Raw genomic sequence first — 2,537 nt, 5'->3', positions numbered from 1 at the left:
CGAAGGCGACCGCATCGCCAACCAGTCGATCCGCGTCAACGTGGATACGCTGGAGCATCTGATGACCATGGTCTCCGAGCTGGTCTTGACCCGCAACCAGCTTTTGGAGATCTCCCGCCGCAACGAGGACACCGAGTTCAAGGTGCCGTTGCAGCGGCTGTCCAACGTCACCGCCGAGCTGCAGGAAGGCGTCATGAAGACGCGCATGCAGCCGATCGGCAATGCCTGGCAGAAGCTGCCCCGCATCGTCCGCGACCTCTCGAGCGAACTCGGCAAGCAGATCGAGTTGGAGATGCACGGCGCCGACACCGAGCTCGATCGTCAGGTGCTCGACCTGATCAAGGACCCGCTCACCCACATGGTGCGCAACTCCGCCGACCATGGCCTGGAGACCCCCGCCGAGCGGCTCGCTTCCGGCAAGGGCGAGCAGGGCACCATCCGCCTGTCCGCCTATCACGAGGGCGGCCACATCATCATCTGCATCGCCGACAACGGCCGCGGCCTGAACACCGACAGGATCAAGGCCAAGGCGATCTCCTCCGGTCTCGTCACCGAGGCTGAGCTCGAGAAGATGAGCGAAGCCCAGATCCACAAGTTCATCTTCGCGCCGGGCTTCTCCACCGCGGCCGCCATCACCTCGGTGTCGGGGCGCGGCGTCGGCATGGACGTGGTGCGCACCAATATCGACCAGATCGGCGGCACCATCGACGTCAAGAGCGTCGCCGGCGAAGGCTCCTCCGTCACCATCAAGATCCCGCTGACGCTGGCGATCGTCTCGGCGCTGATCGTGGAAGCCGCCGGCGACCGTTTTGCGATCCCGCAGCTCTCGGTGGTCGAGCTGGTGCGGGCCCGCGCCAACTCCGAGCACCGCATCGAGCGCATCAAGGACACCGCGGTCCTCAGGTTGCGCAACAAGCTCTTGCCGCTGATCCACCTCAAGAAGCTGCTCAAGATCGACGACGGCGCCGCCAGCGATCCCGAGAACGGCTTCATCGTGGTGACCCAGGTCGGCAGCCAGACCTTCGGCATCGTCGTCGACGGCGTGTTCCACACCGAAGAAATCGTGGTCAAGCCGATGTCCACAAAACTGCGTCACATCGACATGTTCTCCGGCAACACCATTTTGGGCGATGGCGCCGTCATCATGATCATCGACCCCAACGGCATTGCCAAGGCGCTCGGCGCCGCCGGCTCCTCGGCCCATGACATGGGCGACGAGAACGGGGCGCATCACATCGGAAGCGGCGAGCAGACCACGTCGCTGTTGGTGTTCCGCGCCGGCTCCAGCCAGCCCAAGGCGGTTCCGCTCGGGCTGGTCACCCGCCTGGAAGAGCTGCCCGCCGACAAGATCGAGTTCTCCAACGGCCGCTACATGGTGCAGTACCGCGAGCAGCTGATGCCGCTGGTCGCCATGGAGGGCGTCACCATTGCGAGCCAGGGCGCCCAGCCGATCCTGGTGTTCGCCGATGACGGCCGCTCCATGGGCCTGGTCGTCGACGAGATCATCGACATCGTCGAGGAACGGCTCAACATCGAGGTCGGCGGCTCCGCCTCCGGCATTCTCGGCTCGGCCGTGATCAAGGGCCAGGCCACCGAGGTGATCGACGTCGGCCACTTCCTGCCGATGGCGTTCGCCGACTGGTTCACCCGCAAGGAGATGAAGCCGTCGATGCACTCGCAGTCGGTGCTGCTGGTCGACGACAGCGCGTTCTTCCGCAACATGCTGGCCCCGGTCCTGAAAGCGGCCGGCTACCGCGTCCGCACCGCGCCGACCGCGCAGGAGGGTCTGGCCGCCCTGCGTGCGCAAACCTTCGACGTGGTCCTGACCGACATCGAGATGCCGGACATGAACGGGTTCGAGTTCGCGGAAGTGATCCGCTCCGACAACAATCTGGGCTCGATGCCGATCATCGGCCTCTCCGCGCTGGTGTCGCCGGCGGCGATCGAGCGCGGCCGTCAGGCCGGCTTCCACGACTATGTCGCCAAGTTCGACCGTCCCGGTCTGATCGCGGCGCTGAAGGAGCAGACCGCGGGCGCCGCCGGCGCCTCCGAGCTGAACCGGGCAGCGGCCTAAACGGCGGGATCAGGAGACAAGCGATGAGCAACAAGACCCAGACCACCGAAGGCGCCATGGTCGAATACGTCACCGCGATGATCGGCGGCCAGCTGTTCGGCCTGCCGATCTCCCGCGTCCAGGACGTGTTCATGCCCGAGCGCGTCACCCGTGTGCCCTTGTCCTCGCGCGAGATCGCGGGCGTGCTGAACCTGCGCGGCCGCATCGTCACCGTGGTCGACATGCGCGCCCGGCTCGGCCTGCCCAAGCCCGAGGACGGCAAGGTGCCGATGGCGGTCGGCGTCGACCTGCGCGGCGAATCCTACGGCCTCCTGATCGACCAGATCGGCGAGGTGCTGCGCTTGTCCGAGGACAACAAGGAAGACAACCCCGTCAACCTCGATCCCCGCATGGCCAAGCTCGCCGGCGGCGTCCATCGCCTCGACGGACAGCTCATGGTCGTCCTCGACGTCGATCGCGTCCT

The 2,537-nt window shown here is 66.1% G+C and carries 2 protein-coding genes; both read left to right on the top strand.

Annotated features, from left to right (window positions below; genetic code table 11):
• Positions 1 to 2,074 (top strand): hybrid sensor histidine kinase/response regulator (locus IVA80_RS15200; protein WP_247431224.1); only part of this gene is annotated, 2,074 nt, incomplete at its 5' end.
• A gap of 23 nt (positions 2,075 to 2,097) precedes the next feature.
• Positions 2,098 to 2,537, top strand: a 440-nt coding sequence (locus tag IVA80_RS15195; protein ID WP_247431221.1) for a chemotaxis protein CheW, incomplete at its 3' end; no start/stop codon positions are given.

The sequence above is a fragment of the Bradyrhizobium sp. 139 genome (assembly GCF_023074175.1).
Lineage (GTDB): Bacteria > Pseudomonadota > Alphaproteobacteria > Rhizobiales > Xanthobacteraceae > Bradyrhizobium.
This window is presented reverse-complemented; position numbering and strand designations above follow the sequence as displayed.